At 41.2% G+C, this 22686-nt stretch carries 23 protein-coding genes; 13 read left to right on the top strand and 10 right to left on the bottom strand.

The annotated features are described in order from the left end of the window. Window positions 1-22: 22 nt before the first annotated feature. The gene (locus tag Q7J63_RS12000; protein WP_304886389.1) at window positions 23-2428 is read right to left on the bottom strand and encodes a thiamine pyrophosphate-dependent enzyme; all 2406 of its coding nucleotides are present in this window, start codon (window positions 2426-2428) and stop codon (window positions 23-25) included. 442 nt (window positions 2429-2870) lie between these two features. Here Q7J63_RS12000 and ald point away from each other — a divergent pair, with 442 nt between their 5' ends. Beyond that, window positions 2871-3989 (top strand): alanine dehydrogenase, encoded by a 1119-nt coding sequence (gene ald, locus Q7J63_RS11995; RefSeq protein WP_304886387.1) that lies wholly within the window; start codon window positions 2871-2873, stop codon window positions 3987-3989. 309 nt (window positions 3990-4298) lie between these two features. Here ald and Q7J63_RS11990 read toward each other — a convergent pair whose 3' ends face one another. Genes Q7J63_RS11990 through Q7J63_RS11980 form a run of 3 tightly spaced genes read right to left on the bottom strand, consistent with a single transcriptional unit; the run spans window position 4299 to window position 7095 of the window. Further along, window positions 4299-4904 (bottom strand): hypothetical protein, encoded by a 606-nt coding sequence (locus Q7J63_RS11990; protein ID WP_304886386.1) that lies wholly within the window; start codon window positions 4902-4904, stop codon window positions 4299-4301. A 5-nt stretch (window positions 4905-4909) separates the two neighbouring features. Beyond that, window positions 4910-5548 carry a LysE family translocator gene (locus Q7J63_RS11985; RefSeq protein ID WP_304886384.1) on the bottom strand — a complete coding sequence of 213 codons (639 nt, stop codon included), beginning with the start codon at window positions 5546-5548 and terminating at the stop codon, window positions 4910-4912. Then, on the bottom strand, window positions 5545-7095 hold the full coding sequence (locus tag Q7J63_RS11980) for a GH3 auxin-responsive promoter family protein (protein WP_304886382.1): 1551 nt from the start codon (window positions 7093-7095) through the stop codon (window positions 5545-5547). Before Q7J63_RS11980 ends, Q7J63_RS11985 begins: the two co-directional genes overlap by 4 nt. 47 nt (window positions 7096-7142) lie before the next feature. Here Q7J63_RS11980 and Q7J63_RS11975 point away from each other — a divergent pair, with 47 nt between their 5' ends. Genes Q7J63_RS11975 through Q7J63_RS11955 form a run of 5 tightly spaced genes read left to right on the top strand, consistent with a single transcriptional unit; the run spans window position 7143 to window position 11309 of the window. Further along, entirely contained in the window at window positions 7143-7817 is a 675-nt protein-coding gene (locus Q7J63_RS11975) for a YggS family pyridoxal phosphate-dependent enzyme (RefSeq protein WP_019597184.1), read from the top strand. Window position 7818: 1 nt separating this feature from the next. Continuing rightward, window positions 7819-8202 carry a DUF423 domain-containing protein gene (locus tag Q7J63_RS11970; RefSeq protein ID WP_304886379.1) on the top strand — a complete coding sequence of 128 codons (384 nt, stop codon included), beginning with the start codon at window positions 7819-7821 and terminating at the stop codon, window positions 8200-8202. Window positions 8203-8208: 6 nt separating this feature from the next. Further along, window positions 8209-9507, top strand: a complete 1299-nt coding sequence (locus tag Q7J63_RS11965) for a D-alanyl-D-alanine carboxypeptidase (RefSeq protein WP_304886377.1) — start codon at window positions 8209-8211, stop codon at window positions 9505-9507. 7 nt (window positions 9508-9514) lie between these two features. Then, on the top strand, window positions 9515-10561 hold the full coding sequence (locus tag Q7J63_RS11960) for an LD-carboxypeptidase (protein WP_304886375.1): 1047 nt from the start codon (window positions 9515-9517) through the stop codon (window positions 10559-10561). A 13-nt stretch (window positions 10562-10574) separates the two neighbouring features. Further along, on the top strand, window positions 10575-11309 hold the full coding sequence (locus Q7J63_RS11955; protein ID WP_019597188.1) for an SGNH/GDSL hydrolase family protein: 735 nt from the start codon (window positions 10575-10577) through the stop codon (window positions 11307-11309). A gap of 64 nt (window positions 11310-11373) precedes the next feature. On the opposite strand, the gene Q7J63_RS11950 is transcribed toward Q7J63_RS11955, so the two are convergent. Together Q7J63_RS11950 and Q7J63_RS11945 are read right to left on the bottom strand one after the other, a co-directional pair. Then, the gene (locus tag Q7J63_RS11950) at window positions 11374-11766 is read right to left on the bottom strand and encodes a DUF1573 domain-containing protein (protein WP_304886373.1); all 393 of its coding nucleotides are present in this window, start codon (window positions 11764-11766) and stop codon (window positions 11374-11376) included. Between the two features lie 13 nt (window positions 11767-11779). Further along, the gene (locus Q7J63_RS11945) at window positions 11780-13231 is read right to left on the bottom strand and encodes an ATP-dependent RecD-like DNA helicase (RefSeq protein ID WP_304886371.1); all 1452 of its coding nucleotides are present in this window, start codon (window positions 13229-13231) and stop codon (window positions 11780-11782) included. Between the two features lie 22 nt (window positions 13232-13253). Between Q7J63_RS11945 and Q7J63_RS11940 the strand changes: the two genes are divergently transcribed. The 4 genes from Q7J63_RS11940 (at window position 13254) to coaD (ending at window position 15706) form a co-directional block, all read left to right on the top strand. Then, window positions 13254-13757, top strand: a complete 504-nt coding sequence (locus Q7J63_RS11940; protein ID WP_019597191.1) for an NUDIX domain-containing protein — start codon at window positions 13254-13256, stop codon at window positions 13755-13757. 63 nt (window positions 13758-13820) lie between these two features. Continuing rightward, entirely contained in the window at window positions 13821-14402 is a 582-nt protein-coding gene (locus tag Q7J63_RS11935; protein ID WP_026333551.1) for a hypothetical protein, read from the top strand. A gap of 2 nt (window positions 14403-14404) precedes the next feature. Then, entirely contained in the window at window positions 14405-15235 is an 831-nt protein-coding gene (locus Q7J63_RS11930; protein ID WP_304886368.1) for a DUF3822 family protein, read from the top strand. A 15-nt stretch (window positions 15236-15250) separates the two neighbouring features. Continuing rightward, window positions 15251-15706: a pantetheine-phosphate adenylyltransferase gene (gene coaD, locus Q7J63_RS11925; RefSeq protein WP_019597194.1), complete on the top strand. Its 456-nt coding sequence runs from the start codon at window positions 15251-15253 to the stop codon at window positions 15704-15706. On the opposite strand, the gene Q7J63_RS11920 is transcribed toward coaD, so the two are convergent. Beyond that, window positions 15697-16380 (bottom strand): NUDIX hydrolase, encoded by a 684-nt coding sequence (locus tag Q7J63_RS11920; RefSeq protein WP_019597195.1) that lies wholly within the window; start codon window positions 16378-16380, stop codon window positions 15697-15699. The two genes, coaD and Q7J63_RS11920, sit on opposite strands and share 10 nt — an antisense overlap. A 108-nt stretch (window positions 16381-16488) precedes the next feature. On the opposite strand from Q7J63_RS11920, the gene pyrE reads away from it, so the two are divergent. Together pyrE and Q7J63_RS11910 are read left to right on the top strand one after the other, a co-directional pair. Then, on the top strand, window positions 16489-17136 hold the full coding sequence (pyrE, locus tag Q7J63_RS11915) for an orotate phosphoribosyltransferase (RefSeq protein WP_019597196.1): 648 nt from the start codon (window positions 16489-16491) through the stop codon (window positions 17134-17136). After that, window positions 17100-17288 carry a hypothetical protein gene (locus Q7J63_RS11910; protein WP_019597197.1) on the top strand — a complete coding sequence of 63 codons (189 nt, stop codon included), beginning with the start codon at window positions 17100-17102 and terminating at the stop codon, window positions 17286-17288. The genes pyrE and Q7J63_RS11910 overlap by 37 nt, the downstream gene beginning before the upstream one ends. Before the next feature lie 80 nt (window positions 17289-17368). Here Q7J63_RS11910 and Q7J63_RS11905 read toward each other — a convergent pair whose 3' ends face one another. The 3 genes from Q7J63_RS11905 to Q7J63_RS11895 all read right to left on the bottom strand — a co-directional run bounded on the left by Q7J63_RS11905 (window position 17369) and on the right by Q7J63_RS11895 (window position 20320). Beyond that, window positions 17369-18133: a TIGR02757 family protein gene (locus tag Q7J63_RS11905; RefSeq protein ID WP_304886364.1), complete on the bottom strand. Its 765-nt coding sequence runs from the start codon at window positions 18131-18133 to the stop codon at window positions 17369-17371. 1 nt (window position 18134) lies between these two features. Next, on the bottom strand, window positions 18135-18689 hold the full coding sequence (locus Q7J63_RS11900; RefSeq protein WP_019597200.1) for a hypothetical protein: 555 nt from the start codon (window positions 18687-18689) through the stop codon (window positions 18135-18137). 461 nt (window positions 18690-19150) lie between these two features. Next, window positions 19151-20320: a LysM peptidoglycan-binding domain-containing protein gene (locus Q7J63_RS11895; RefSeq protein WP_304886360.1), complete on the bottom strand. Its 1170-nt coding sequence runs from the start codon at window positions 20318-20320 to the stop codon at window positions 19151-19153. Window positions 20321-20532: 212 nt separating this feature from the next. On the opposite strand from Q7J63_RS11895, the gene Q7J63_RS11890 reads away from it, so the two are divergent. Continuing rightward, entirely contained in the window at window positions 20533-21888 is a 1356-nt protein-coding gene (locus Q7J63_RS11890) for a nodulation protein NfeD (protein ID WP_019597203.1), read from the top strand. Window positions 21889-22686: the final 798 nt, after the last annotated feature.

Below are 22686 nucleotides of genomic sequence, written 5' to 3'. Positions count from 1 at the left end.
TTTTTTTGTGCAAGGCTATTACTTAAATTTCCGGGAATCTTATGGGATCCACTTCACTCATCATTTCATATATTTTTTCCACGACATCTTCCACTGATGGTTTTGAGAAATAATCTCCGTCGGAAGAATACGCTGGTCGATGTGCCTTTCCCGCCAATGTGGCTGGCTCAGAATCAAGATAATAGAATGCCTTTTGGCCTTCTATCACCTGCTGCATCATGAATGCAGAAGCTCCTCCTGGCAAATCCTCATCAGTAAACAAAACCCTATTGGTCTTCTTCAACGATTCTGCAATCATCCCATCGGTATCGAATGGCAGCAATGTCTGCACATCAATGACCTCTATGTCTATCCCCATTTGCAGCAATTCTTCCGCTGCACTCATGACGATTCTACACATCGATCCATAAGTGACCACAGTGATGTCATTTCCTTCCCTGAGCACTTCTGGTTTACCCAATGGAACCCTGAATTCTCCAATATTGGAAGGCATTTTCTCCTTAAGTCTATAGCCATTCAGGCACTCAATCACCAATGCCGGTTCATCGGCTTTAATTAGGGTATTGTACATTCCTGCCGCCTGGGTCATGTCCCTCGGTACGCAGATCAACATTCCCCTGAGGGAATTCAAAATCATTCCGATCGGCGAGCCCGCATGCCAAACCCCCTCCAATCGATGGCCTCTGGTTCTGACGATCAAAGGTGCTTTTTGTCCTCCTTTTGTCCTGTATTGCAAGCAGGCAAGATCATCGGCCAAGGTCATAAGCGCATAATACAAATAGTCCAAATATTGAATTTCGGCCATCGGCCTTAATCCTCTCAAAGCAGCTCCTATTCCTTGCCCAATAATGGTACATTCCCGGATACTGGTATCGGTTACCCTCAATTCGCCAAATTTTGATTGTAATCCGGCAAATGCCTGATTGACATCTCCGATCTTACCGACATCTTCGCCGAAGGCAAAAAACCGCGGATCTGTGGCAAGTAAATTATCGAAACAGGCTTGGAGTATTTCACGGCCATCGACCAGAGAAGCATCATCGGCATATTCAACCGCGATGGGCTGTATATTGCCAACCCTATCTTCAGACTGACTGTATAAATGGCTGCTGTAACGATCTTCATTGATGGCTTGCTGATTTTGATACCAAGTCCTCAGTTCCGTTTTTATGCTTTCCGGTTCACTACGAAGCATCCATAAGACTCTTCGTACCGTACTGATCACATCCTTCCTGATTGGATTGAGCGTTTTGTTTAGTTCTTCTGCTATTTGTACGAATTTGGTTGATGTGGAAGGAAGGTTCTTGATTAAACTCACAGCTTCTTCCAATTCCGTTTTGATCCCTCCAGCAAATGCTTTCCAAGCGCTTTCTTTCGCTTCTTTCACGAAAGTCTTGGCTTCCTTTTCTATACGATCGAGATCTTCTTCGGTTGCAACCTCTTTGTTGATCAAGTACTCTTTAAATTTTAGGATACAATCGTTTTCCAATTCCCAAGAAAGTCTTTCCTTGCTCTTGTACCTTTCATGGGATCCGGAAGTGGAATGCCCCTGAGGCTGGGTCATTTCTATCACATGGATCAATACCGGCACATGCTCTTCCCGAGCGATCCTTGCGGCATTCTCATAGGTTCGGTCCAAACCTTCTATATCCCAACCTTTTACCACAAAAATCTCATACCCAGCTTGGTCGTCATTTCTCTGGAAACCTCTTAATATTTCAGAAATACTCCCTTTTGTGGTATGGTATTCATTTGGAACAGAAATTCCATACCCGTCATCCCAAACCGATACGACCATTGGCACTTGTAGCACGCCGCCCGCATTGATCGTCTCAAAAAACATACCTTCTGAGGTAGAGGCATTCCCAATAGTTCCCCATGCCACTTCATTTCCATGATTACTGAATTGCTTGAGGTGTTGGATTTCCTTGTTTTGACGGAATAATTTCGACGCATAGGCCAATCCCAAAAGTTTTGGCATCTGGGCTGCAGTGGGAGAAATATCCGCTGAAGAGTTTTTCATTGCAGACAACTCCTTCCACGTCCCATCATCATGGAGAAAACGGGTAGCAAAGTGCCCGTTCATCAACCTTCCTGCAGACGCTGGTTCGGCCTTTACATCTGTATGTGCGTACAACTGTGCAAAATACCCTTCGATCGTCAACTCACCTATGGCGAGCATAAAAGTCTGATCTCTATAATATCCCGAGCGAAAATCTCCAGCTTTGAAGTGTTTTGCCATTGCTATCTGGGCCATTTCCTTTCCATCACCGAAAATCCCGAACTTGGCTTTCCCCATAAAAACCTCTTTTCTCCCCATCAGGGAAGCTTGACGGCTCACTTGGGCCAAACGGTAATCTTTCAGAAGTTGCTCTTTATCAAGCACTTTTAGGTTTTTGTTTTTTGATAATGTTGCCACTACAGTCATGTTTAGATGAACTAAAAGTTAATTTGGGTTTACTGCACGCTTTGTGCAAGTATTTCAAAAATAATTAAATTTGCTATTTTAACAAAGCTCCAGACAGAATGATTGTGAATTTTTTTGAAGATAAATTTTATTTAAAATACTTAAAAATTACATAAACAAAATTTTATTTTGATTTTAAATAATTCAAGGTTTTTTTTAAATACAATTAATTCATTCCGCCAACGGAAACAAAGGCTAAATCATATTTAAAAACTGTCGGAATTATTCCTCATTAAACTTTAAAAGTTGAAATAATATGAAGTTAAATGTACTTGAATAAAATTAAATTTCAAATAGGTCCCGATTTCCTATTTGAATCAAAATAAGTGATCGGATTGTGTTCTGAAAATGGATTCCCTTATTATATTTACGCACACTATTTAATAACCCAAATTACAACTTTATGATAATCGGTGTTCCAAAGGAGATAAAAAACAATGAAAACAGGGTTGCCCTCACCCCTGCAGGCGCAAAAGAACTTGTCAAAAGAGGACATACCGTGTATGTTCAGCACAATGCAGGTGAAGGTAGCGGATTTACAGATGCGCATTACACACTGGCAGGTGCTTTGGTACTCGCTTCTATTGAAGAGGTTTACGGTGTTGCCGAAATGATTATCAAAGTAAAGGAACCCATTGAGCCAGAATACAAACTGATCAAGGAAGGTCAATTGCTTTTCACCTATTTTCACTTTGCCTCCTATGAGCCTTTGACCAAGGCGATGATCGCGAGCAAAGCTGTTTGTTTGGCTTATGAAACCGTTGAAAAAACAGATAGGTCTTTACCCCTTTTGGTACCCATGTCTGAAGTAGCTGGTAGAATGGCGATTCAAAAAGGAGCCAACTACCTTGAAAAACCACTTGGAGGAAGAGGTATCCTTCTTGGTGGTGTTCCAGGTGTTTTGCCTGCCAAAGTACTTATTCTTGGCGGTGGTATCGTGGGCACACAAGCAGCTTGGATGGCCGCCGGTCTTGGAGCTGACGTCACCATTATGGATGTTTCCCTGCAAAGGATGCGCTATCTTGCAGACGTGATGCCTGCAAATGTAAAAACCATGATGTCCAATGAATACAACATCAGGGAAATGATTAAAGATGCCGATTTGATCGTCGGAGCAGTTTTGATCCCTGGTGCAAAAGCTCCACATTTGATCACCCAAGACATGTTGAAGGACATGAAACAGGGAGCAGTCGTGGTGGATGTGGCTGTGGATCAAGGAGGTTGCATCGAAACATGCAAACCAACTACGCATGAAAACCCAACTTACGTGATAGAAGGTGTGGTGCATTACTGTGTGGCCAATATGCCGGGTGCAGTGCCTTATACTTCGACTTTGGCGCTGACCAATGCGACACTACCCTATGCCATTCAATTGGCGGATAAGGGGTGGAAAAAAGCAGCTCAGGAAAACCCAGAGTTGATCCCTGGTTTGAATATCATCAACGGAGACATTGTTTTCGAAGGTGTGGCTCAGGCTTTCAATGCGCCTTACGTACCTGTAAATAAATATTTGGTGGATTAATTTTTTTCACCATAAAACATTAAAAAACCCTCGAAGCCTCATGCTTTGAGGGTTTTTTGATTTAAAATTTGGGGTCTTTTTTTTTAAAACCAATAACCAATAACATAGAATCCCAAATTCGGTATTTCAACCAGAAATATGCATTCCGTTTCCTACTGGGCCTAAAACTTAAAGAAAATCAGGCTATTGGGAGAATGATGCGTAGCGCCGAGATTTGGCGAAGTCAAAAAAAGTTGACAACTCACTGATTTTTAGGAATTTCAGATTAGAATAAAATTGGTAATGCGTAACAAGGGTTTAATGGAAAAACTAAAGTGGGAAGACCAGACCAATTCCATTCTGAGTCAATTCCAGTTTATTGAAAATCTTGGGAAGGTTTTGTCCGTTCTGGTTATGAAAAACGTACATGACCACATCAAATCCCATCAAAAAAGCTCCTTGAAGCACGATAGACTTGCCAAAACCCTTGAATTGGTCTTTTTCCAACCTTTTCCCCCGTTCCAAAAGAAACAAGCCTCCTGCCATATAAGCCACATCAAGCGCCGCATTGACCAATAGGATTTTTTCTATCCCCTGCTGCGCCTCCATTGTTGCCCAAAATTCCGAGTTGGGAATTTCCTTGGTCGCTTGGTAGTACCCAAAACCAGCAATGGCCAAGTTGACCGAATTCCAATAAATATTCATTTGATGGAAACCTTTTGTTTCACCGCTTGTCCTACCGGCCATTACCCCACCTACAGCCATATTTCCAGCAGCCCACAAACCCAGAATCAGCATTCCTTTTTTGTTGTAATCCACACGGGTCTGATTGAATTCTGTCGCTCCCCTTTCATTCTGGGCATGGGCAAATCCAAAACTGACCGCCATCAAAATTAACACCAACCAAAATCGATTTGATTTGTCGTTTGTTTTCATAAATATCAGATTAATAATAAGTGTTTATCAAAAGCATATTTAAACAATCGCATTCCGAAAACTACAAGTACAACTGCTGTCACCCTATTTAAGTTTTTCATGACCTTGGGCGTAACCAAAGGCCTGATCTGCTTTGCAATATAGGCTTTCAATAAATCAATGCTGAATACCGTCAGCAATAAGCCGGTGTAATACACGAACACGTCCACTTTCCGGAAATCCGACTTGAGGTTGACAAGTCCAGCGATTGAGATCCAAAAAAGCAAAACAAATGGATTGATGCCATTGATGCCGAAACCCTTCAGAAACCCCATCTTTTTTAGTGGTTTGGCGATGGGAATGCCTCCGGAATTGGGTCTTAAAGGCGCCTTTTTAAAAAAAGTAACGACTCCGAATCCAATCAAAACGACCCCACCAAAATAACCCAATACAATTTCGAACATCGGGTTTTGAACAAATAAGCTTACCCCAAAATAAGTGATCACCACATAAAGCAAATCACTGGTAAAGATCCCGAGCGCTACGATGGCTGCATACCTGAAACCGCTTTCGATGCTGCTCTGGATTAATGTAAAAAAGACCGGACCGATCATAGCGGACAATATCATGCCCATACTCAAACCTTCTAACAAAGCTTGGCTCATAAATCAATATTATTTACTTTCAAAAAATAAAGCCATGCCTCTGCTTTTTCTCCTTTTAGCACCCTGGGAAATTTGTTTTGACCTCCCTCTTTTCCCTGTTCCCTCATCCAATTGTAAAAAATAGAGGGTGAAAGAACCGTTAAATGAACAGCTTTCAATGCATGTTGTCTTTCTACCCCATAATCGTCATTCAGGGTCATTAAATGTGAGTCAATCCTTTTTAATAGATCTTCTTTGCTAACGGAGTCGTCGGTTCCCACAAACCAATGGTGCGCAAAAAGCCCTTCATGTGCAAGTCCCAAAACCGTAAACTCACGGACATTTAAATTCAGTTCCTCCGAAACCAGTTCGATGGCATGATTCATATTGTCCACAGAAAGATGTTCGCCGCAAAGACTCAAAAAATGCTTTGTTCTTCCTGTGATGACGATTTCACATTTTTCTTTGGAAACGAATCGAATCACATCACCGATCTGATACCGCCATGCGCCTGCGCAGGTCGTGATCAACAGTGCATAATCCACACCTTCTTCCACCTCGTCGATTTTAAAGGTTTGGGGATCTTCGCGTAACTCTCCTTCCTCATTAAAATTTTTCTCATTGAATGCAATAAACTCAAAGAAAACCCCCTGATTCAGCACCAATCTCATGGACCTTTGCTTTGGGATGGCTTGATAGGCCAAGAAACCTTCGGAAGCCAAGTAGGTTTCCATATAGACAAGGGGCTTTTCCAACAGCTTTTCAAAACCCTTTCTGTAAGGTTCGAAGGAAACTCCTCCATGTACGTAAATCATCAAATTGGGCCAGATGTCGTGAATGGTTTTGAGCTGATATCTTTGGATGATTTTTTCCAGTAGGATCTGAAGCCAGGCAGGCACACCTACGATGATCCCAATATCCCAGTTCGGGGCTTCTTCAACGATTTGATCCAGTTTTTCTCCCCAATTTTTGTTTTTAGAGATTTTGTTTCCCGGTTTATAAAAGCGCTGGAACCAAATCGGAAGGTTTCCTGTGGTAATCCCACTGAGATCTCCGGAAAAAAAAGTCCCGTTAAAATCCAAATCTGTGCTGCCTCCCAGCATCAAAATTCCCTTGGTAAAAAGATTGTCAGGCAAATCATATTTTGAAAGCGTTAACATCTGTCGTACACCAACTTTACGGATGGCTTTGACCATGTCTTTGGTGATGGGAATGTATTTGGAAGAAGCACCAGAAGTTCCCGATGTCAGCGCAAAATATTGGATAGCACCCGGCCAAGTGATGTTCTTCTCTCCATTTTTCAACCGGTGCCACCACTCCTCATAAATCTTTTCGTAATTGTAGATGGGTATATTCTTTGAAAAAGCTTGGTAAAAATCGCCGTTTTCTTTTTTGAAGAACTTCAGTATTTGATCAAAATGATATTTTTTAGCTATTTCGGTATGCCTGGCTTTGATCATTAAATTTCTCAGCTCATTCTTTTGGATCTCCAAAGAGGAACTGAATTCCTGCTCCAATGCGCTCCTTAATCTGATGCCTTTTTTTAGCAATGTCCCCAATATAGCCATATCTTTGTTTTCAGAGTTTAACTGTTTTTTTAATCAAATTTAGAGGAATGAGTATTAAAGAAAATCTTATTGGCATTAAAAAAGATTTTGTTCACCCGGATTGTCTCCTGGTGGCCGTTAGCAAAACCAAACCTGTCCCACTTTTACAAGAAGCCTATGATGCCGGCATCAGGGATTTTGGGGAAAATAAAGTCCAGGAAATCCTGGAAAAACACGCCCAATTGCCCTCTGACATCCGCTGGCACATGATCGGACACCTTCAATCCAACAAAGTCAAAAACATTGCTCCTTTTATCTACTTGATCCATGGAGTGGATTCTTTCAAACTTTTGAAGGAAATCAACAAACAAGCAATAAAAGCAGACAGAACCATCTCCTGCCTTCTGCAGATTCATATCGCCAAGGAAGAAAGTAAGTTCGGTTTTGACAAAGCAGAACTGGAAGATATGCTGGGTAGCCCGGAGATTCACCAACTCGAAAACGTAAAGATAATTGGATTGATGGGAATGGCCACATTCACCGAAAATGAGTCTGTCATCAGGAAGGAATTCAGAGGGTTGAAAACATTGATGGAGGAGCTGAATCAAATGGATTTGCCTTCAAATTTCGACCTGAAAGAAATATCGATGGGTATGAGTGGCGATTATCGAATAGCACAAGAAGAAGGGAGCACCATGGTTAGGATAGGAAGCGCTATTTTTGGTCAGAGGAACAATCATTGAAATGAAAAAAGGAAAATACATCCGCCTGGCAGCTATTTTGGGGGCATTGGCCGTTGCAATCGGCGCATTTGGTGCACACGGCCTTTCGTCCATTCTCGAAAGTACAGGCAAACAAGACACTTTTGAAACTGCCGTCAATTATCATTTTTATCATGTCTTTGCGATTTTCGGCACCGCCATTCTTTTCGAAATATTCCCCGAAAAAACGCTCTTAAAAAAATCCATTTGGCTTTTTTTCGTTGGCATCATCATCTTCTCAGGTTCTCTGTATATCCTTGCCCTGACGGGAATAAATATCTTAGGAGCGATCACTCCTTTAGGTGGAGTCGCATTCATTTTGGGCTGGACCCTGTTGTTTTGGTCTTTTAAAAATCCCAAAAAATGATCGAGGATGCCAAGTAAATCATTCATTTCCTTATTATTCCTGTTGACTTTCCAGTTCGCCTTTGGGCAGGAGGAGGCAATCAAAAAAAGGTACCAAGGCCTTGATGAACTTTTGGGGGAGACTTCTTTCTTCGAAAACCACTTGACGGGATTTATGCTTTATGATCTTGACAGCCAATGGGTGATGTTTGAAAAAAACAGCCATATCAATTTCATCCCGGCTTCCACTATCAAGTTGCTGACCTTTTATGCGAGCCTCGTCACCTTAGGTGACAGCATCAATACCTTCCGATATGTTGCCAATGGGGATGAAATCACCATTTGGGGGACCGGTGATCCTTCTTGGGGGTATGACATACTTCCCCAACCAAAAATCAAGGAGTTTTTGGCTCCATACAAAAAGATTAACTTTTCCGATCAAAACTGGAATTCAACTGCTTTCGGATATGGCTGGCAATGGGACGATTATTATTATGCTTACTCTTCCGAAAGATCTCCATTTCCCATCTTTGGAAATCTGGTCACCATCAGCCATTCAAATAACATCCCCCGGGTATCCCCTACTCTTTTCAAAAACTCCCTTTCCGTGACGGATAAGGAAATGAAAGGAATAGAAAGGGATTTCCGTTCAAATGCATTTTATTACAATCCGAAATTATACATCCCTAAAAAGGCAGCTGTTCCATTCATCACCTCTCCGGAAGTATTCGTGGAATTGGCCAGTGCAACCTTGCAAAAACCCATTCAACTGGTAAAAGATGTTCTGCCCCAGGGACACAAAGTATTCAGGGGCGGAAACATTCGGCCATTATGGTCCGAAATGCTCCAGGAAAGCGATAATTTTATTGCAGAGCAATTGCTCATGATGGTCTCAGATCAGATTTTGGGTCAAATGAACACCGAGCGGGCGATCGATTACATCCTAAAAACCTACCTCATGGATTTACCAGATCGTCCACAGTGGGTGGATGGCTCAGGACTTTCCCGACACAATCTGGCCACGCCGAGAAGCATGGTTGACTTAATGGTAAAGATTGAAGATCTCCTTCCCAGAAATCAATTGATGCAGCTGCTTTCGCAAGGCGGAATCAGTGGTACGCTAAAAAACAATTACAAAGCCCCTCGACCTTATGTGTTTGCAAAAACCGGAACCATCAGCAACAACCACAGCATGGTGGGGATCATTCGAACGAGCCGAAATAAATTTTATGCATTTGCTTTCATGAACAATAATTATTTGAATAAGGCCAGTGAAATCCGTCGAGAAATGGAGAAAGTATTGGTTTATGTCAGAGATTCCTTTTAATTGAAATATGGACAAAAGAATTTTCCTCAAGACACTCGGATTGGGATTAGGAAGCCTTCCCTTGGTTTCCTTCATGGGTGAAAACACCAACGAGCCCAATGCAAAAACCCTTTTGCCGAAAGCATTTCAAAAAGGGGATACCGTAGGATTGATCAGCCCTTCCGCTGCTACCGCCGAAAGGATTCAGTTTCAATTTGCCCAGGAAGCATTGGAAGCATTGGGACTTCATGTGAAATTGGGGGATAATTTAAAAAACCGAAGAGGTCATCTCGCCGGGACTGATAATGAAAGAGCCGCAGACCTAAACGGGATGTTTTCGGACAAGGAAGTAAAGGCCATCATATGCATCAGAGGTGGTTCTGGGGCTGCAAGGATACTTCCCCTGATCGATTTTTCTTTGATCAAAAAAAACCCTAAACCACTCATTGGATATTCCGACATTACCGCCCTGCACAATGCCATCCATGCCAAAACAGGTTTGATCACCTTTCATGGGCCCAACGGCTCGGGAAGTTGGAACAGCTTTAATGTAAAACAGTTTGAGGATATGTTTTTCAAGCAAGAACAAATCCTATTCGAAAACGAGCAAATCAAGGGAGACGACCTGGTCATCAAACAAAACCGAATACAAACCATCACTTCCGGTAAAGTCAGCGGCAAAATTCTTGGTGGAAACCTCACTGTTTTGACGGCATTGTCCGGCACCCCCTACCTTCCGGATTTCAAGAATTCCATCCTGTTTTTGGAAGATGTCGGTGAGGAGCCTTACAAACTGGACCGCATGTTTAGCACACTTAAATTAAACGGAACCCTGAATAAGATCAAGGGCTTTATTTTCGGTCAATGTTCGGATTGCAACCCGTCAGGCGGATATGGTTCGTTGACATTGGATGATATCTTGGATGATTACATTCTCCCTTTGGGAATTCCAGCTTACAAAGGCGCCATGATCGGACATTTGCCCAAGCAATTCATCATTCCGGTGGGTGCTGAAGTAGAGATGGATGCGGACAGGGGGATTTTCACCTTACAAAAAACGATTTTTCAAAAATAAAATTGAATAATTCATGAAAAAACCCTTATTCAGAATCCTGATTGTGGGTTCTATATTTTCACTTCAAATGGCCTGCGTCAGCTTGCAGCCTACTAGTACCGATCAAAAAGGCACCAAATCAATGGAAAATCAAGAATATACTTATCTCGCACTTGGAGATTCCTATACTATAGGAGAAGGTGTCGAAGAATCGGGTCGATATCCAAATATTACAAGATCCCTGTTGGCAAAAGAAGCCATCTTTTTTTCCAAACCCATGATCATTGCCAAAACAGGTTGGACCACAGATGAATTGGCGAAAGGAATAGAGGCTGCAAATATCCAAGGAAACACCTATGACATGGTGACTTTGTTGATTGGAGTCAACAATCAATACAGGGGAAGACCGGTTGAGAATTATAAGGAAGAATTCAGGAGCTTGCTTTTGGATGCAATTGCTTTTGCCAAAGGCGATCCCAACCGAGTGGCAGTGATTTCAATACCGGATTGGGGTATCACCCCTTTTGCCAAAACGAGAAGTACCGATCAGGACAAAGTCGGACGTGAAATCGACGCATACAACACTGCCAAAGAAGAAATAGCAGAAGAATTAAAGGTGCATTTTATAGAGATCACCCAAGAATACCGCCAAATCGGGGCTTTGCCTGAAATGGTGGTTTCCGACAATCTACATCCCAGCAAATTGGTTTATGAGAGATGGTCGAAAAAGTTGACTGCAACGATATTGGCCTCCATGGAATTTAGGTAATAAAAAAAACTCCCACGAAGACCTATTGGCCTTTGTGGGAGTTTAAATTATTGGGAGAAAATTTTTATTTTCCTTTGGGAAGAACATTCGAAATCAATGACACTTTTTCGATTGGTTCTGAGGCGTTGGAATAAATCCTGACCACACTGTTTTGTTTTCCCATTTTACCAGCGGAATTGAAGCTGATCTTCAACTCAGAGGATTTTCCAGGAGCGATTGGTTCCTTTGGCCACTGAGTTGCAGTACACCCGCAAGTAACAGCCACATTGGAAATGATCAAAGGTGCAGTACCTGTGTTTTGGAAAACGAATGTATGTTCCACCTTGTCTCCCTGTGTAAGATCTCCAAAATCAATGGATTTTTCTTTAAGGGTCAAAACTGGACCAGTTTGTTGTTCTTGGGCTTGTGCGGCAAAAACCACCAAGGCCATCACCATAAATAAAGCTAGCTTTTTCATACTATAGATTTGTTTAATTTAATTCGTTATTTTCTTCATTTGAGTAAAACCTTTGGTGAAAATTCACCAGGAAAAGCTCCTTGGTTGCTCTTGTCACCGCAGTGTAAAGCCAACGTAGATATTCCTTGTCTACTTGTTCTTCAGTAAGATATCCTTGATCCACGAAAATGCCACTCCATTGTCCTCCTTGGGATTTATGACAAGTCAATGCATACGCAAATTTGACTTGTAAGGCTGAAAGATATGGATCTTTTTTTATCAGCGCCATTCTTTCTGACTTATTGGCAACGTCTGCATAATCTTCGGCAACTTGTCGATAAAGGGATTTGTATTCCTCTGGAGACAAGGCCGGTGTGGAACTATACAGTGTATCCAAAATCACTTTGGCTTCAAAGAACGGTTCTTCGGGGTAATCAATCAATCTTAATTCCAATGTAGCAAATCTAAGGCCATATACTTCTTCGAAGGATCGGATTTTCACCACCTCTGCAAAATCCCCATTGGCAAGAAAATTAACTTTTTCGGAATCAGCCATATAGGTATAATTGTTCTTCACAATCATCAAAAGATCACCAGCATTGATCTCATCTTCAAAGAAATGAATCATCTGACGGATATACCTATTGTATTGTACGGCGGATTTATTGGAACGGGTGATCACAATTGTGTTTTCAGTACCAAATTTTTCATAAGCATACCGCAAACCTTCCTCAAGCCTTTCTCCAGTCATTTTGAAAAAATCCCTAAAACCTTTGGTTGTGAAAATAATCCGGGGCTTGTCCTTCGTGATTTCGCCCCTGAGTTGGGTGGCATTGTATAGGATGCCCGAACTCAATTGCTGTCTCATGACTTCGGTCAATTCAGTATCCTGAACCTGAAGTCTAAAATTTCTGATCAGGTAATTCGTGTCCAAACCTGGACTGTTGGTACTTCCCACAGGTGGCAGTTGGGCGGTATCTCCCACCAGCAATAAGCGATTGCTGGATTCTTGGAACACATACTGGATAAGGTCACGCAATAGGCTTCCGCTTCCCCCACCATCATCGTTGAGCATGGAAGACTCATCCACAATAAAGATGGTGTCTTTGTAATAATTCTTTTGCAATTCAAACCTTAGGCCGACTTCACCAGCTTCGCTGTTGGGACGGTAAATGATTTTATGGATCGTGAAACCAGACTTCCCACTGTAATTGCTCATGACCTTGGCGGCGCGTCCTGTTGGAGCCAAGAGTACTGATTTTAACCTTAAAGCAGGCAACGACCGGACCAAGGCTGAAATGACGGATGTCTTTCCTGTTCCAGCATACCCCCGGAGAACGAAAACATAAGAATCCCTAACCTTTGCCGTGAGGAACCCATCCATCTTGGAGAAAAACAATTCCTGTCCCTGGGTTGGGACATGTGGGAAATTTCTTTTGATCAGAAGAGAGGCTTTTATTGCCTCTTGATTATCTTTACCATCCATCGAATGCGAATCTAAGAGTATTATGATAAACTTGGAGAAAGAAATAGAAGAGAAATTTGGAGGAAGACTTCGGACCCGGGTGAATGGGGTTTTGATTCGTGACAATAAAATACTGATGATCAAACACATGATGGGAAAAGAGAAATTCCTGTGGAATGTCCCTGGAGGTGGAATGAAGTATGGAAGTTCTGCCACTGAAAACCTGAAACGTGAGTTTTTGGAAGAAACAGGTTTGGAAGTAGAGGTCTCAAATTTCTTATTTACCTATGAATATTTAAAAAAGCCACTTCATGCCGTAGAATTGTATTTTGAGGTAAAAGAGATCGGGGGGCATTTACAAATGGGCACCGATCCTGAACTGGCCCTTGACCGGCAGTTGATCACTGAAATAGGCTTTCTCAACATCGAAAATTTGGCAGTCATAAAAAAAGAGGAGAAACATCAGCTTTTTTGGGGAATAAAATCCTTGAAAGAGATAGGAATGTGGAAAGGATATTTTAATTTTGAAAATAATTCTTTAACATAGCATCTTAATAACAACACATTAATCAACCATCAATCTAATCTTGAAGTTTAAATTTATCCAATTATGACTTTACCCAGAATTTTATCAATTGTCTTTCTTGCAATTGCCCTCTTCCTAGGCTATAAACTCTACATGAGTGTAGATGATGTGGTTGAAAATGAAAAAACAATTGCGCTTACGGAAGCTAGAATCATTGAAAAACTCCAAATGCTTAGAGATGCACAAATTGCGTACCAAGCAACCCACGGTGAATATGCAGGAAATTGGAAGGACCTAGAAAAATTCATTGAAGAAGGAAAAATTTGGTTGATTCAAAGAAAAGAATCAACAACCTTGTTGGAGTATGGCAAAGAGGAAATCACTGTAAAAATTGACACTTTAGGTTCAGTAAACGTAATGGACTCTTTGTTCAACGAAAGGAAATATCCGAACTTCAACCTCCAAAACCTTCACATCGTACCTGGATCCGGTGGAAAGCAGTTTGAGTTCTTTGCAGACAAAATAGAAAGAAGCCAAAGACAGATCGGTGTATTCGAAATAAGGGATCCAGATCCAATCAATCCTAAGAGAAGGGCGAACAACAAAGAAAAAGCCTTGAGAGTTGGATCCAGAACGGATTCTTCTACAGCAGGTAACTGGGAATAATCTTGAGAGTTCAAAAAGAAAATATCCAAAATAAGGTATATAGCGATAGATTTGACATCCAAGAGGTGTCAAATCTATCGCTTTTCTTATTTACCCATCAATATGTACTGATGGGTCGGGATAGAAACGATAAAATTTCCGCAATTCACCAAGTTGGGTTTCCGGAAACGGGCAGCTTGAAAGATGCAATCAAATCGGATTTCCTTTTCAAAATGGATGTCCCTACTCAGGTATATGTCCACAATGACTCATTCAGTCTGGTACCGGGGGTCTTATATGATCCGTCATTAGATTCAGCCTACCTTTTGTTTTCTGGGGAAGCTCAAGAAAACCAACAAACATTCCATTCAAGTTTCGAAAGTTCCAAGCTCCAACTAGTTGGAAGCCTAAACCAGGAATTGTTTGATTTGATTTCCGAAAACAAGCATAAAATCTCCTTCCACCATGGTGCCTGTTCATTCTTGTCCTTTAGCCTAAAGGGAAAAACCGATTATATAGATCAGGAAATATTAGTAGTAATCTATGATGGGTTTTGCTATTTGTCAGCATTCACCAATCAAGAACTTACACTTTTCAATCGATTTGAAGTCGATAACAAAGAAATCCTACTGGATTACATTTCAGGTGTTGCCCATCAACTTTCCTTCAATGCCAGGCACTACAGAGTTTCGATCTTTGGAGAAACGCAGGATTTTGGGATCTCCAGCAGTTGGGGAGAGCAATATTTTTGGAATTTCAAACTTCCCACTCCAAGTCTCAATCAAAGCTATCACGAAGGCACACTACTTTTCAAAGAGTCAATGCTCTTTGAATCCTTGTATGAATTCAAATAAATCCATCGCCTTTTCATGAAAAAAACAGCCATATTTCCTGGTACATTCGATCCTTTTACCAAAGGGCACCATGATATTGTCATGCGAAGTCTCAACATTTTTGATGAGGTCATCATCGGGATTGGCTATAATTCTGCCAAAAAAAACAGATATTTTGAGATAGAGTTGATGGTAGATAAAATCAAAAGTATTTACCAAAAAATGCCACAAGTACAGGTACTCATCTATAACGAATTGACCTCTACTTTTGCAAAAAAACATGATGCGGTTTTTTTGGTTAGAGGCCTGAGAAACACTACCGATTTCGAATACGAAAACACAATCAGCCAAATGAACCGAAATCTAAACCCGGATTTGGAAACCGTGTTTTTGATTACCTCTCCTGAGTTTTCAGCAATCAGCTCCACTATCATTCGCGAAGTTCACAAATATGGGGGGAAAATTGAGGAGTATTTACCTTATCAATTGTGAAGGGTCTGTTCCATTCTTAAAAAACGCTTGTACAAATACCGCATAGATGGATAGGAATTGACCAAAGCAACCTTTGCTTCATGGTGCGTCATCCAACGAATATCATCGATACCTTCTTCTTTTTGGGGTTTCATGCCTACATCATTGATGTTCTCCATCGCATACCAATAGGTCTTTTTCAAAATGCTTTTCCTGTCTTGGGTATAAGTATGCCATGTTTTACAAATCTCCGGCCCCAACTTGACCTTGATATTGCATTCCTCTTCCACTTCCCTTAATGCACAGTCCAAAGGTGATTCCCCCTTCTCGAATTTCCCCTTTGGCAAATCCCATTTTCCCAATCTAAAAATAAAAAGTGCCTTTTGTCCTTTCGTTACGATCCCACCAGCAGCTTTGATAATGGTAAACCTACTTTTTATAAATGCTGTAACTTCATTTTTCTTGGCACACACCAAGGTGACCGAATCCAAGTTTTTCAATTTTCTGTTTCGCAATAAGTAAAGCAACTTGATGATCACATCTTTAGAGGGCTCAATGATCAATACGTCATCATGGAAATCTGCAGTTGCGGGAAAATCTTGGGGATTGTCATAAATGCATTCAAAGGTTTTCTCCTCTGGCAAATCCTTTGGTAAAAGGATGTCTACCGGTTTGTCATTGATAAAAATCTTCATGGCTAGGGGTAATTCTCAATCTGGATAAAACTGAATATCTGTCAAAATTGCATAAAAATTTTCAGCCTGCACAACAGCCCCTTATTTTTTATCCATTATTTTTGGACCATGAAATTATTCGATTCAACCATCGCTTCCGAGGTAGCAGCCAAACTACTCGAAATTCAAGCCATTCGTCTTCAACCAGAGAAACCATTTACCTGGGCCTCAGGCTGGAAATCACCCATCTATTGCGACAACAGACTTTCGCTTTCCTTTCCTGATGTTCGTAACTTCATCAAAGACAACCTTGCCAAAGCCATCCGCTTACATTTCCCAGAGGTAGAGGCAATCGCAGGAGTTGCTACGGCTGGAATCCCTCAGGGAGCACTCTTGGCTGATGTTTTGGACATTCCCTTTATATATGTCCGTTCCAAAGCCAAGGGGCATGGTATGGAAAACATGATCGAAGGAAAAGTAACTCCTGGTCAGAAAGTGGTTGTGGTGGAAGATTTGATTTCCACCGGTGGAAGCTCCCTAAAAGCAGTGGCTGACTTGAAAGCTGCGGGATTTGAAGTATTGGGAATGGTCGCTATTTTCACCTATGGCTTTGAATTGGCGGAAAAGAACTTTGAGGAAGCTGGAGTTTCATTGGTTTGTTTGAGCGATTATGCGGCCATGCTGCCCCAAGCAGTTGCTGATGGTTACATTGACAACGGCACCTTGACTTCTCTGGAAAAATGGAGACAAAATCCATCCATCTGGAAACAGGATTGATCCTGTATTATAAAGATTATGGACAATGGGATTCCCAAACTGGAATCCCATTGTCGATTTTTTTGATTGAAAAAATCATGGGAATCATGGAAAACGTCTTGGGTGACTTGGGATGGGACAAATTTTTCCTCTCCGAACATGATCCATGTTAAGCGGATTTTCGAAAACCATTTTGCCAAAGAAGAGCGCTTCCTTGGTCAAGCACTAGGCTTGGGTAACAAAAAATGATTCTCTAAAACTTCTCTTCGACTCCCAGTCCGAATAAGGCAAAATCATACTTTACGGGATCTTCTGGATCAAATCCCCTAAGCTTATCCGTCAATTCTACGGCAGTTTGCCAATCAGTCTGTTTTCGGGTAATCAAGCCGAGCTTTCGCCCTACCCTATCCACATGGAGGTCACAAGGGCAGATCAATTGGTTTGGCTTTATGGTATTCCAAATACCAAAATCCACCCCTTTGTCATCCGAGCGCACCATCCACCTCAAAAACATATTGATCCGCTTGCATGCGGACTTCCTCTTGGGTGTGGCAATATGTTTTCGGGTACGTTGAGGCGCGTCTTCCAACTGAAAAAAATAATCATGGAAATTGGTAAGTAGTTGCCCCATTATATTTGGCTCATCCTTCCAACCGATTAAAAAAGCATTTTCCAAACTCTCATGTTTTTGATAGTGCCATTTGAAGAACGCCAAGAAATATAGTGTATCAATGTCATTAAAGGTACGATGCTTGAAATTCAGAAATGGCTTTAGATCCTCCTCGGAATGATTGAGAATAAAATCATGTGGTGCATTGTCCATCATTTCGAATAATTCCAAGGATTTGTTGATGATGGTTTTCCGCTGGCCCCAAGCCAAAACCGCAGCAAAAAAACCAGCGATCTCGATATCTTGTTTTTTGCTGAACATGTGCGGAATGGAAATTGGGTCCAATGCAATAAATCCATGTTGATTGAACTGCAACACTTTTTGATCCAAAAACTCTTTTAAATCCATCCTATATCGTGACTTTTACTTCGCCACCTTGCGTACCGTCAAACCACTTTAACAACAACCAGTCGTCCTCTTTTTGCGAAAGATGCCAATCAAAGGATTTAATGGTAGTCAATTTAGTCAGTTTATCTTGGTCTGGATCGTAAAGGCAAATATCAAAATCTGGAAGATCTTTGGATTCGGTCGCATTCCATTTCTCCAATAAAAATCCTTCTTCCATGATCTTTATTTTTTTGCCAAAATAATGGTCTTCAAGCACGGAGGGTATTCCATCTGTTCTCCTAATTTGGTAACAAGCTGGACCGAACATGATTTGCTTGAATATTTTGCCTTCCAAAAGCACGCTTGAATTTGATAGAGGCTCCCATTCTGAATTTTGCAAAACAATTTCTTCTCTGTTGGGGCTCAACCTTGTCAGCAATTTGGATAATGCAGAAAAAAAATAGGTAACCCCTACAAAAAGGATCCCAAAAGTCGCCAAAACCGGATAGGAAATGATAAAAAGCATGTTCCAGACAAATCTGAAAACATGATGGATAATTAATTGAAATTTATTCATGCGAAGTACCAATGCCGACACAAAAGTAAGCGATAAAGGTTTCAATACCAAAGCTGGGATTGTGTCCGAAAATTGTCTCCGGAAATTCAGCACAAAAAATACGGATAATATCACTTCCAAAAACCAAGTCCTTAACCACAGAGTCCTCTTCCACTCCCCTCATATGGACTAAAAAAAGAAGTTCTACTTGACCAAAAAAAAGACCATTGGGACAGGATTGTGTCTCAATGGTCTTTTATGGGTTAAAATGTAAATCTTTCAGTGAAAAATGTCCAGATTAAACCCGAATTAGGCATTAGGTTTCCTAATGGGAGCTGAAACTGCAAGAATATCTGATTATTTTAGAGAATAATGTAAAATCGCGATATTGTAAAGTCGAATACCATGAACAACTGAATGAATATGATGGGATTTCAGCCCAAAATTGAATTGCTTTTGCACAAAACGGGTAAATCCAATTATTAGAACGAAATCTCCACGGGGAATCTGGAATTGATTGCACGCAACTGATCGAATGCTGCTTTCGACAATTTTATAACCAACCTGCTGTTGTCTCCTGTTTCCGGTAATTTGCCGACAACCCTTGCAAAGATCGTGATGTCATTCTCTTCATTCCTTACCCGCATGATCGTTCCAACTGGTGCATCCCGATGAAGTACCAGGTATTTTTTATGATTTCCTGTCCCTTCGATGACCTCTGCCAACCCAGTCTGCTTCATGTTTTTATATGCCGTATTGGATTCCGCTTCTGCAGGCTCAGGACTACTCAAAGTACCGTTCACTCTCTCATTGTTTATGATGACTGGAACTGTCGCCTTGATCACGGGTACTGTGGAAGGTGCTGCGGCTTCCCTTCCTACTTTTAGTTTTTGTCCTACTGCGAGGTTATTGGAAGATAACGCATTCCAATTGATCAGATCGCCCATTTTTGCATTGTATTTGGTGGCTACACCAAAAAGGGTTTCTCCCGCACCAACCGTATGGGTAATCCAATCTCCTGGTACCAATGTTTCCGCATTGTTTGAGGGGGCCGCAGGTACAGAAGAAGAAGTGTTTCTCACCTCGGCGACTTTATTATTTTCCTTGGCAATAGGTTTCTCAGCTGCTTTCTTTGGCTCAGCTGAAGATTTTTCTCTGTTGGGATTTGCTGTCCTTGCGTTTTTCTGAGCGCCTACCTCCGGCTTTTCACTCGGAGAATTGGCAAGTGCTGCTCCTTCGATGATCAATGCTTGGCCAACACTCAGGTCATTTCCCTGAAGTTTGTTCCAGGACATAATTTCTCCCACTGTGATGTTGTACACTTTTGAAATGGAAAACAATGTTTCTCCAGCGGTTACTTTATGAACCTTTGCACCTGTCGGGATTGCCGTTTTGGTGATGTAAGGAATCAGTATTCTTTGGCCAATCTTAAGGCCTTGTTTGAGCTCTTCATTTTTTTGAATGATTTCATTTACAGAGGTTTGGTATCTTCTTGAAATCCCGAATAAGGTTTCTTTCTCACTTACCAAATGAACGATAAAAGATTGATTCCCTATTTTTTCGATGCCTATAGAGTCCCTTAAAACCAAATTGGATCCATGGGCAAAAAAGCCAAAAATCATAAAATACATTACCAATAGATACTTCTTCATACTTCCACAATTTATACTCGTACAAATTTCTGATTTATTTTATCAATTGCAAGGACAAAGACATGCATGTGCCGAATATTGACAAAGGTCCGCAACATTTAACGAATGTATTTGTTTTTGGTGTGGGATTAGGCGTTAATAAAACAGCTCGTTTTAGATTTTAGTCCAGATTATTTTAAATTTTGGTATATTTAACACAAATAAATTTGACTATGAAATTTGCTTTCCCTCTGTTGTTGTTAACTTTTTTACTGTCTTTCATGCCTACTATTGCTCAAGAAAACGATAGTATCCCTGGTAAAAAGAAAGTCTATACTTTTGAAATAAAGGCGGATATAGATCCGAGAATGAACAGAAAGGTGAAATTGGCCTTGGAAGATGCGGCAAGTAAAGGTGCCGACATGATCATCATCGAAATGGATACTTACGGTGGAGCCGTAAACGACGCCGATGATATCCGAACCATGATTTTGGAAACAAACACCCCCATACACGTCTTTATCAACAAAGATGCCGCATCCGCTGGGGCACTGATTTCGATTGCATGCGACAGCATTTATATGGCTCCTGGAGCCAGTATCGGAGCAGCCACTGTGGTGATGGGCGGTGGTGGGGAAGCTGCACCGGACAAATATCAATCTTACATGAGGTCCATGATGAGAAGCACCGCTGAAGCCAAGGGACGTGATCCCAAAATCGCGGAAGCAATGGTGGATGAAAAACTCGAAGTGGAAGGAATTACGAAAGCAGGTTCGGTGGTCACATTTTCTGTGTCGGAAGCCATTGCAAATGGATTTAGTGAAGGTCAGGTGAACTCCATCGATGAGATTGTTAAAAAACAGGGCATTGAGGACTACGAGCTGATTGCCTATCAAACTTCAGGGGTGGAAACAGTGATTTCCTTTTTCTTGAACCCAGCAGTTAGCGGTTTTCTGATCCTGATAATTTTTGCCGGAATCTATTTTGAAATTCAAACTCCCGGGGTTGGATTTCCATTGGCTGCCTCATTGGTCGCCATTATCTTGTATTTTATCCCCTATTACTTGACCGGCTTGGCGCAAAATTGGGAAATCGCCGTCTTTATAGCCGGTGTAATTTTACTTATGGTGGAAATCTTCGTCATACCTGGCTTTGGGATATTCGGAATACTTGGGATTATTGGCATTCTTACAGGCCTGACTTTGGGAATGATTCCAAATGATGCTTTTGATTTCACCTTCGTTCCCTCAGGAGATCTTTTTGTTGCCTTGTTGACTGTGATTTTGGCTGCTATCGTTGCTGTTTCACTCATTTTCTTTTTGGCCCCCAAAATCAATCAATGGAAGGCATTTAGTACCATTGCTCTTTCAACTACCCAAAAAAGCTCGGAAGGATACACCTCTACATTTTATGCGGATGACCTATTGGGTAAGGAAGGTGTCACACATACCCGATTGATGCCGAGTGGCAGAGTCATGATTGAGGATGAAGTTTACGATGCTTATTCGAGGGGTGAATTCATTGACAAGGGTGAAAAAATCAAAGTCATCAGTACTGAGGGGACTTCTATAAAAGTGAAAAAAATTTAAAGTCAATAGGGCTGATTGGGGTCTTTCGCTCCAATCAGCTCTATTTTTCCTGGAATTTTCAAAATCAAGTTTTTTGTTCTGCCCTGCCTTTTTTAGCGGATGAAACCCGTGTTCTGCATTACCATTTCAATTTTAGCATACAATTTCTATACAATTAGTTTTTGTCTGCAATTTTTAACTTCCCCAATCGGTAAATTTCAACCCCTTTAGCCTACCTAATACATATTTTAGGTTAAAACCCATTTTACGCAAGCTGATCGAGTCGGCTTTTTGAAGAGCGAAATTCCTTGTGTGATAAAATACACTGAACCTGCTTTTTGAGCGCTTTATATTTGTTATCGAAGAATTTGTGTTCAATTAAAATCAAACTTAACAAATCCGCTCAGCATGCTGTTGAAAAATTTATTGACAATATTTGGAGCATTGTTGTTCATTTACTCCAACCCAAGCACGGACCTGAAATATGATTTTGTCTCCTCCAACCAAAAGACGGAGGTTAAAAAAACTTGTTCATCAAACCCTCAAAAACAAAAATGCCCAAACAAATGTCTTCAATACCCTGCAGATACATCCAAAAATAATAAATCGGATTTCACTTCCGAATGTCCTTCAACTAGTTTTTTCTTGGGGGCAATTTGGAAAATTAATTACGATACTCCCTTGACCTTGGAATCCCAAAGACCAAGGAGCCTGTCAAACCTCCACAATTCCCTGTATCAGGAACCGGATTCCAAACCTCCAAGATTTTTATTGATTTAATGATGATTGAGGAAAGCTTCCTTTTGATTGGTCCAACGA

This window comes from Rhodonellum sp., from assembly GCF_030656585.1.
GTDB classification, from domain to species: domain Bacteria; phylum Bacteroidota; class Bacteroidia; order Cytophagales; family Cyclobacteriaceae; genus Rhodonellum; species Rhodonellum psychrophilum.
The sequence above is the reverse complement of the archived record's forward strand: the minus strand, read 5'-3'. Positions and strand labels throughout refer to the sequence as shown.

Coding starts and splice junctions, on each gene's coding strand:
- Q7J63_RS11900 (WP_019597200.1), bottom strand. CDS start 18,689: ATGAATAAATTTCAATTAATTATCCATCATGTTTTCAGATTTGTCTGG.
- Q7J63_RS11955 (WP_019597188.1), top strand. CDS start 10,575: ATGAAAAAACCCTTATTCAGAATCCTGATTGTGGGTTCTATATTTTCA.
- Q7J63_RS11960 (WP_304886375.1), top strand. CDS start 9,515: ATGGACAAAAGAATTTTCCTCAAGACACTCGGATTGGGATTAGGAAGC.
- Q7J63_RS11990 (WP_304886386.1), bottom strand. CDS start 4,904: ATGAAAACAAACGACAAATCAAATCGATTTTGGTTGGTGTTAATTTTG.
- Q7J63_RS11965 (WP_304886377.1), top strand. CDS start 8,209: ATGCCAAGTAAATCATTCATTTCCTTATTATTCCTGTTGACTTTCCAG.
- Q7J63_RS11890 (WP_019597203.1), top strand. CDS start 20,533: ATGAAATTTGCTTTCCCTCTGTTGTTGTTAACTTTTTTACTGTCTTTC.
- Q7J63_RS11970 (WP_304886379.1), top strand. CDS start 7,819: ATGAAAAAAGGAAAATACATCCGCCTGGCAGCTATTTTGGGGGCATTG.
- ald (WP_304886387.1), top strand. CDS start 2,871: ATGATAATCGGTGTTCCAAAGGAGATAAAAAACAATGAAAACAGGGTT.
- Q7J63_RS11920 (WP_019597195.1), bottom strand. CDS start 16,380: ATGAAGATTTTTATCAATGACAAACCGGTAGACATCCTTTTACCAAAG.
- Q7J63_RS11910 (WP_019597197.1), top strand. CDS start 17,100: ATGGAGACAAAATCCATCCATCTGGAAACAGGATTGATCCTGTATTAT.
- Q7J63_RS11945 (WP_304886371.1), bottom strand. CDS start 13,231: ATGGATGGTAAAGATAATCAAGAGGCAATAAAAGCCTCTCTTCTGATC.
- pyrE (WP_019597196.1), top strand. CDS start 16,489: ATGAAATTATTCGATTCAACCATCGCTTCCGAGGTAGCAGCCAAACTA.
- coaD (WP_019597194.1), top strand. CDS start 15,251: ATGAAAAAAACAGCCATATTTCCTGGTACATTCGATCCTTTTACCAAA.
- Q7J63_RS11980 (WP_304886382.1), bottom strand. CDS start 7,095: ATGGCTATATTGGGGACATTGCTAAAAAAAGGCATCAGATTAAGGAGC.
- Q7J63_RS11950 (WP_304886373.1), bottom strand. CDS start 11,766: ATGAAAAAGCTAGCTTTATTTATGGTGATGGCCTTGGTGGTTTTTGCC.
- Q7J63_RS11940 (WP_019597191.1), top strand. CDS start 13,254: ATGATAAACTTGGAGAAAGAAATAGAAGAGAAATTTGGAGGAAGACTT.
- Q7J63_RS11975 (WP_019597184.1), top strand. CDS start 7,143: ATGAGTATTAAAGAAAATCTTATTGGCATTAAAAAAGATTTTGTTCAC.
- Q7J63_RS12000 (WP_304886389.1), bottom strand. CDS start 2,428: ATGACTGTAGTGGCAACATTATCAAAAAACAAAAACCTAAAAGTGCTT.
- Q7J63_RS11935 (WP_026333551.1), top strand. CDS start 13,821: ATGACTTTACCCAGAATTTTATCAATTGTCTTTCTTGCAATTGCCCTC.
- Q7J63_RS11985 (WP_304886384.1), bottom strand. CDS start 5,548: ATGAGCCAAGCTTTGTTAGAAGGTTTGAGTATGGGCATGATATTGTCC.
- Q7J63_RS11905 (WP_304886364.1), bottom strand. CDS start 18,133: ATGGATTTAAAAGAGTTTTTGGATCAAAAAGTGTTGCAGTTCAATCAA.
- Q7J63_RS11895 (WP_304886360.1), bottom strand. CDS start 20,320: ATGAAGAAGTATCTATTGGTAATGTATTTTATGATTTTTGGCTTTTTT.